Genomic DNA, 6,279 nt, shown 5'->3' on the forward strand with positions numbered 1-6,279 from the left:
TATGGATTCCGGAATTTTGAAAATTTCCGAGTTCGTGCTTTACTACCTTGGTATTTCAATCCTATTTCTCCATAAAGGGAGCGGTAGAACCGAATATATCAGCTTCTCGACAAGATGAATTAGAACAAGGTGATAATTCAAGTTTCAACTCTCGTAAGAAAGTTTCTAACTTTGTATTTGCAACTTTTGGTAAGGAAATAGTTAGCCGCTTAGATGAGTTACAATTTTCACAACTCAAAGTATTAGGAATTGGTAAGGAAGGAGATAATTTTGTTGGTAGGGAATGGAATTCGCAAGAAAAATATTCGATAGAGATACAAGCCAGTCGCTATCCTCCAGGACATGAAAGACATAATTCTAGATTGGTATTTGTCAAAGACAATGACGAAAAATACAAAGAATTTGCTGTTTTGGAACAAAGAACAGGCCAATTAGCAATTGGTACTCAGGCACAAGCATATATTAAACCAGGTGAATCTTATACAGCTACGGCAACTATTAATTTACCATCACAACCACCAATCAACATTACTATCAGAGAAATTAGTAAATTTTCTCATGCAGGTAAAACTTTTAATGGTGAACCAGTCACACTCGCTATTGGTAATGTAGCAGTTCCTATTGACACAGCTAAAATTAAATTGGCTGGTCAAATATTAGGAGAATTGGATAATGATTCAATTCAAGAATTAAGAAAAATAAATTATTTAGCTAATGGTAATCCGCTACAACTTAAATTAAAGTCTATTGGTGATAGTCAACATGAAGGTGGTTTTATTATTGCTGAATCACCTCATGGGAATTTGTTGAAAATTAATAAGATTAATGTTTATGATTTTAAAGGACAAGTTTTTACTGGAGAAGAATATAAAAGCGTTAGTTTAGAAGTACCAACCAGTAAAAATAGGGATGCTGTTTTTCTAAATGGAGAATTATTAGGAGTTCTTCACTATAAAAAAGATAAGGAAGCACTGCAAAATCTGGGAGTGCTTAAACATGGTCAACAAGGGTCTGTAAATTGTACGTTACAAAGCAATTTTTCTCACACCTTTATTAATATTGAACCCAATACAGTACAATATCCTCAAATTTGGACAAAGGAATCTCAAGCTTTTCAAGATAATTCCCAATCAAATACGGTAACAAAGCAAGAGGTGATGGTTGAAAAAAGTTGGTTATTACTGGAAAAGATAAAAGAACGTCCGACAATATTGTTTACTAGTCAGGAAGATAAGGTACTGGGATTAATAGGAATAGCAGTGGACAACCATAAAACAGAATTAGTTCAGAATTGGTTTAAATCTAAAAATATTGAATTTAATGTTTTATCACCACAAGATGTACCACTAGAAACGAAAAAAGGTCTTTCTGTAATTTACTTGGTTAGTAGTACAATTCCATCTGATGACTTTGATGCTTTAAAGGCAAAGTTTGGAGAACCATTAAGTGCTGAAGGAAAAAATAGTGCTTACAATGAATATCTTAATTCCCTTCCCAATAGACCACATATAATAGGGGAAAGACTCGATAAAGTTCAGGAATTAGCTACAATTACAATACCTGTTACAGTTACACCGAATTTAACAAATAACAATCCACCACAACAAACAATTGTAGTTCCTGAAAATCTACAAACTATATCCGCAGTAGCTGAGATATTACCTGCTAATAGCACCATTGTCTCCAAATCTGAAGAGAAGGATGTTGTGATTTCGGGTAAACCTGTGCAAATGGTATTTCCTCTGAAAATGCACGATGAACCCAACCCTTTACCTGTCAGCACTACTATTGAAGCTATGCGCGGATATGGTAGATGTCATACAACCAGGACTTATGAACCGTACAAGGCTTATGGGTTTAAAGAGGGGGATATTGCGATCGCCGTAGGTGGCCATTCTACTATTCCTGCTTCTACTTCCCAACAAGTTGCCTTTCGAGTAGGTAAACAATACCGCATCACCCCAGAAATGATTGCAGATCCAGCATATCAGCAACAATGGGGCGCAATGGAAAAACACAGCAGTCGCGAACTGGCCACTTTTAGGAATAAACCGGAAGTGTGGGGACTGCATACAGAACCGCCGGGAGATTATGTCAACGGAAAAATTGTGCCTTTCCCCAGTGCAAACCTTGAACAGTCATTAGTTACACCTCCTATACCACCACCTTTATCTACAGGCATACCCCTGGCATCTGTTATTACTTCTCCAGTGAATATCGGTTCGAGAAGTTCTGACCCTCTAGGTGCGGCTATGACTAATCCTACTGTTAAGGCGAAGGAGTTAGGCAAAATCCAAGGGGATTACCCTGTATCTTTCCGTGATAACGCCGCAGTACCCGCCGGTAAATATGGACCAGAAACTTACACCCAAGATAAACCTGCTGGAGTTCCTTTTGTCTCTGCTGAACAAGCTTATCAACACTACAAAACTACAGTACCTTTGGGAGAACCACGAATACAGCTAATGGCAGAAATTATTCAAGCTAAGTTAGAACAACACCCCAAGTTGTTTGCAGCTATCACCCAAAGGGGAGGAGTGGAATGGCTGGAAAACTGTACTCACTATGTCACTTCTGCCAGAGATAACTACTGGGAAGGCAAGGGTAAAGAATCTCCGTTTATCCGCGCTTTGATTGAGGGATATTCTAAAGTGTTGGAAAATTCTCAGACTATTACCCAAGCATCCTCAGAAGTACCACCAAAAGAACCTGCACCAACGACTACGACTTTATCCACACCTCAAGCCAAAGATTTTGGCCAAGAAATTATTACTTCTCCCAAAAGTTCCAACCCACTTACTAATCTCCAACCCCTGAATGCTGCTGTAGCAACACATATGCAAAAGGATGTGGCAATGGCTGAAGTAGCTACTCAATTCATTGGTATGTCATCTGCACCACCTGAAACACCCTCTAGCACCCGTAATTATCAACAAGCTTGGAGGGAAAGGGCAAATACGGGAGTGTACTCAGCCAATGACACAATTATGGTTTCAGGTTCTGGTCCTTGGAGGGGTGTTACTCAAAAACAAATTCTGGAAACTTTCAATAAACATTATGTACCACTGATTGATCAGGCGATCGCTGTTGGTAGTTCCTTTGTAGTGGGTAATGCTGCTGGTACTGACCAACTGGTAAAACAATATTTAGAGACACAGGGGTATAAGCTAGAAGCTGTCAATGATGGGTATACACACGCAGTTAAGCTAGAACAAGATACTACGCTTACCAATCAACAAGCAGAATCTATTACACCAACAGATTCAGAAGTATCTTCCCCAGTACCTACACAACCATTATCTGTGATGTCATCTCATGGGCTAAAGTTGCCTAACTCTACACCCGTTTCCTCATCCAACATTGTTCAAAAGGAGGTAGTTGCTGATAAAAGTATTCAGGATCAAGAAACAACATTAGAAAAATTAAGAACTTGGTATTTGACTGCACAAAAGTTAGGTAAGTCAGCAGAATATATTCAGCGAATTGCAGAGGTTGGTAGTGAATTTAAATCAGGTGCAGAATTAACAGAAAAAGCAGTCGTAGCAATGAATAATGATTTTCAAGAACTACATTCTATCAATCGTCTTACCCAAATTGCTCAACGAATGGGGGATGTATTTGGCGTTCCTCAAGATAATGGAGACGTTATAGTACAAGGTAAAGAATACTTGATTTCAATCAATAACTCTCACAAAGATTTAACGATTATAAAAAAAGATGGAACTGTTTTACTGGATATTAAATTAGGACAGATTAATCAGAGTCGAATATCGGCTGAAGTTATTGATGTATTTGAGGAAATCAACAATAACATCAATCAATCTTTGGCATCAGTCAAAAATCAGTATCTTCAAGTTTAATATTTAACAAAATTAGTCTTTATTCAATTCATTGGCATAAATTTATGACAACTAATCCTTTAACTATACTCACTGAAGAATCAACCAAAATATCACCCGATATTTCCCCTGCTAAAGCTGCTTATATGTTCAGCCAACTTCTCGAATATGTTGATTACAATGAATTAGAATCAATTCCAGCCACAGAAACTGTAACCGTTGAAGAACAAAGCGATGCTATTAAAACACTGGCATCTATTATTGCTAGTCTCAATTCTGGAAGGACTATGGAAGAATCTGTTATAATAGCATTTGAACCAGAGGAGATTCAGGTAGAAAATCCAGAGTTTATTCCTGAATTACCAGTTATATTGGCAGATGATTTAACTGTGAGTACAATAGAAAAAGAGAAAAACAATCTCAATCAAATTAATCATGATTCAATTATAGTTTTAGTGGATGAACAGGAAGAAAATCAAGCAGAAATATATGAGGAAGACATTATGCTATATGTTATTCCTTTGATGATAGCAAGGTTAATGAGTGAAGGAAGTTTGGTAGAAGATAGTGAAGATGGAAAGATTAGAGTTTATCAATCAGATGAATTTACTGCTTCACTACAAATTACAGCGACAGAGGAGCAAATTTTAATCTTGAAAAGAAAGCAACATTTGTATTCTGAAGCCGAAGTTGCTTTAAATGCTGTGAGAAAAACAAATTATTCCCAGTTTCAAGTTACTACAAATCAATTAACAGAGGCGGAAATAGAAAAGTTTAAACTGATAACGTTAATGGAGTATAATCAAAGTAATCAATTACTTAAAAAGGAACAAGAGTTAGGAGAGTAATAGAATTTGTTTATCAAGATATGGTTGATTCCTGGATATAGAGACGTTACATAGGACTCCTATTTGATTTTTGAACATCTTTTTTTTATGTCAGGAACTTTAAACGTCTTTTAAGAAGTAAAATAAAAATGTAGAGTTGGGAGATTGTCAAATTATGCAAATCACAATTGATTTACCAGATAATTTAACAGATAAAATCCAGGATAAATTAGAGGATTTATCGCAAAAAGTTCTCAATACATTAGCTATAGAAGCTTTTTTGGAAGGATTTATTAATTTTAATGAATTTAGACAGATGATAGATTTTCAGGATGATACAGCTTTTAAAGCTTTTTTATCTGCAAGTCTTCCCGTTCATTCTTTAGGATTATTGACTTTGATGGAAAGTCGTGCAGATATAGATTTTAAACTTAATGAACAAGGGATTTTGGAAGAAATTAATAATGATGGCTCTACCTTTCCCTTTACGTAAAACAAAATTTATTGTAGCGACTGTCTGGATTATCACTTGACAATCAAGACAGTCGCTACAATAATTAAATTAATATTCTTTTCTATACAAGGCTATTTCATTCTAAAATCTGACATTTTATGTATTTACGAAAATGCGCCATTTTGGGCTTCAGGGATTCTATCTCACGATGGCTGGAAATACCTAAATTCGTTGCTTAAATCTAGAATGAAATAGCCCTGGATTACAAAATCACAATAACCATTTTAACCTTTTTCAACATCAACATTAAAATCACTTCCTGAAAATAAACTAATTTGAGAATTAGCCCTACGTCTTACCTCTAATAAAATAGGCGTAATAATCATTTCAGAACGGGCTTTTTCAGTATTAATTGCTAATGCCAGTTCATTAGTTTCTTCTAAACTATTTTTAAGTTGTTCACTTATTTGGATAGGTTCAATATTAGCAAATAAATCCATTTTTTCATTAATATGAATATGGAAATCTTTTTTAAATTTACTCAATGTAAAATCACTATAAGCCATTTATATTACCTTAAAATTTTCGATTTTACCGTATTTTGTATGCTATTTTAATCACTTATAAAAGTCCATTATGCGGCAATGTACTTTTTCTTAACAAAAAGAAATTGCTCCCACTCCTAAAAAAAAGCAGCAAGCTACATCGCAATATTGTATTGCTTTAATCCAACTATAAAAAATCAGGTGGTTTAAGTAGAAACTTAATATTCAGGTTCTACTTTAACCAAGTACAAAACCAAATACCGCTTAATCTCATCATGAATCTCCTGCGGCAGCACAGATATCAAACAAGCAATTAAAAAAGCTTTAATTTCTATCGTTGCTGCATTCACAGCCCTAGAAAACCCTTGCCAGCCAAGATGTTCACTAAATGTAATCACGTCTTCAATGATCATTTCCGCCGATTCACCACCCCCTTCACAGTCATATTTAAGCAGAGGCAAATACTCATCAATAAACCACTGTTCCTCCTTAGTCAAAACCTCCAAAGAATTATTATTAACCCTATATCCCACATTCCGCACCCCAAAATGTTACAGAGGGAAATTACGGAGATGAAAATCAAAGGAAGCATCAAAACAAACAGATAAAGTGAA

General features: G+C 35.5%; 3 protein-coding genes and 2 pseudogenes. 3 read left to right on the top strand and 2 right to left on the bottom strand.

All coding sequences use genetic code 11. The annotated features are described in order from the left end of the window. Positions 1-92 precede the first annotated feature (92 nt). The 3 genes and pseudogenes from AN490_RS13505 to AN490_RS13515 form a co-directional block, all read left to right on the top strand. A pseudogene (locus AN490_RS13505) lies at positions 93-3,860 on the top strand (hypothetical protein); the annotation flags it as partial. 44 nt (positions 3,861-3,904) lie between these two features. Beyond that, on the top strand, positions 3,905-4,687 hold the full coding sequence (locus tag AN490_RS13510; protein ID WP_300004094.1) for a hypothetical protein: 783 nt from the start codon (positions 3,905-3,907) through the stop codon (positions 4,685-4,687). A 154-nt stretch (positions 4,688-4,841) separates the two neighbouring features. Beyond that, on the top strand, positions 4,842-5,159 hold the full coding sequence (locus AN490_RS13515) for a hypothetical protein (RefSeq protein WP_300004097.1): 318 nt from the start codon (positions 4,842-4,844) through the stop codon (positions 5,157-5,159). A 248-nt stretch (positions 5,160-5,407) separates the two neighbouring features. Here AN490_RS13515 and AN490_RS13520 read toward each other — a convergent pair. Both AN490_RS13520 and AN490_RS13525 read right to left on the bottom strand, forming a co-directional pair. Next, positions 5,408-5,686 (bottom strand): annotated as a pseudogene (locus tag AN490_RS13520) (hypothetical protein); the annotation flags it as partial. 197 nt (positions 5,687-5,883) lie between these two features. Continuing rightward, positions 5,884-6,198, bottom strand: a complete 315-nt coding sequence (locus tag AN490_RS13525; protein WP_300004100.1) for a hypothetical protein — start codon at positions 6,196-6,198, stop codon at positions 5,884-5,886. Between the last annotated feature and the right edge of the window lie 81 nt (positions 6,199-6,279).

This window comes from Anabaena sp. AL09, from assembly GCF_001672255.1.
In the GTDB taxonomy this organism is placed as follows: Bacteria; Cyanobacteriota; Cyanobacteriia; order Cyanobacteriales; family Nostocaceae; genus Dolichospermum; species Dolichospermum lemmermannii.

What these genes read in the sequence shown, in the direction of transcription:
- AN490_RS13515 (WP_300004097.1), top strand. Translation starts at nt 4,842, where the DNA reads ATGCAAATCACAATTGATTTACCAGATAATTTAACAGATAAAATCCAG.
- AN490_RS13510 (WP_300004094.1), top strand. Translation starts at nt 3,905, where the DNA reads ATGACAACTAATCCTTTAACTATACTCACTGAAGAATCAACCAAAATA.